The organism is Ruminococcus sp. RTP21359st1_H3_RTP21359_211015 (genome assembly GCF_040909065.1).
In the GTDB taxonomy this organism is placed as follows: Bacteria; Bacillota; Clostridia; order Oscillospirales; family Ruminococcaceae; genus Hominimerdicola; species Hominimerdicola aceti.
The window spans coordinates 1-1,232 of record NZ_JBDGDD010000082.1 but is presented as its reverse complement, the minus strand read 5'-3'; the positions used below and the strand labels follow the sequence as shown (position 1 = coordinate 1,232).

The following is a 1,232-nucleotide window of genomic DNA, read 5'->3' as shown; positions in this document are numbered from 1 at the left end:
GCGTTTGATTTAAGAGGCTCGATAGCAAAGCTGTAAATGAAGATAAGAAGCACTCCTAGGATTATCATTCGTGCGTCGCATATCCACTTTATGAACTCCGCCCTTGCACAGAAAAAGCTTTGTTTAAGGCTGAAATTTTTCATCATAGCTGACCTACACCCCCTTGTCCTTGCGCAAATTCATCACGATAATAAATCCCAGCAGGGTAACGATCGCCCCCGAACAGTTCACCGCAGTTATCCACTTTGCACTTCTGTCAAAGCTTTGTATATACAGAAAATTCGTCACAGAGCTTGGATAAAAGGCGTTTGCTCTATCAAAATCAAAGTTATCGTTGAAAAGATTTGCGTCTATTATCCTATTGAGCATTGTTGTGAGGACATAGTTGAGCATAAAGGGCAGGCAGGTTATGATATACGGATTTTTGCAGAAAGAGCTTAGGAAAAACGCAGGCAGTGTGGAAACTGCACCATATGCGAAAGCTACCGCAAGCATTTTGATTATGGTTTTACCTGTGCTGTCTTGCATTATGTATTGAAGCTGGTCGGCTGATACGTCAAACTCCGAAAGTGGTTGAAAAAGCACTGCACAGGCTATGCCGTAAACAGCTATACCGAGCATAACGGCAAATCCGCCTGAGATAAGTGCGGATATGAATTTTGAAAGATAATATCTTAGCTTGCCTGTGCGAGATATGGTGAAACGCATCAGTCCGTTATTTCGCTCTGCACAGAAAGACACCATGAATGGGAATGCCACGACAATAGGCAAAAACATTGTGATATATCCCGAAAGTCCGTTTCTGAAAACCAGCACAGAGGACAGAATTGGGTCGGTGCGGAGGATATTTTTATCGAGAGTGAAAAGTGACTCAAACACCGAATATGATTTATCGGTGGCAAGGTCTGTATAGGCTGATGAGGTGAAAGCAAGCACTGTTGTAAGCAGCACCGCCCCTGCAAAGCCTATGTTTATTATGCTTTTGTTCAGGTCACATTTTATTGCGTTTAGAAGTTTTAGTTTCATTTCTCTATATCTCCGATCTCGGTGTAGATAAACCTACCAAGATTATTGCTGTCAGCTTTGGCGTAGGCGAGATTTCCAAACTCATGCCCTGAGGGGTCATACTCCGCAGGGTCGGTGCAGATAACGGCGTAATCAAAACTCTCCGACTTTCCGCTATCGAAAAGGTCTGTGGAGCAGTCAAGTATCACCATGACTTCAAGCCCCTC

At 43.6% G+C, this 1,232-nt stretch carries 2 protein-coding genes; both read right to left on the bottom strand.

Features of this window, described 5'->3' with window-relative positions; translation table 11 throughout:
- Positions 1-153: 153 nt before the first annotated feature.
- A complete protein-coding gene (locus tag AB5Z01_RS13745; protein ID WP_195220842.1) occupies positions 154-1,026 on the bottom strand; it encodes a hypothetical protein in 873 nt (290 codons plus the stop codon).
- Positions 1,023-1,232 (bottom strand): hypothetical protein (locus AB5Z01_RS13740; protein ID WP_368365624.1); only part of this gene is annotated, 210 nt, incomplete at its 5' end. The genes AB5Z01_RS13740 and AB5Z01_RS13745, both read right to left, overlap by 4 nt.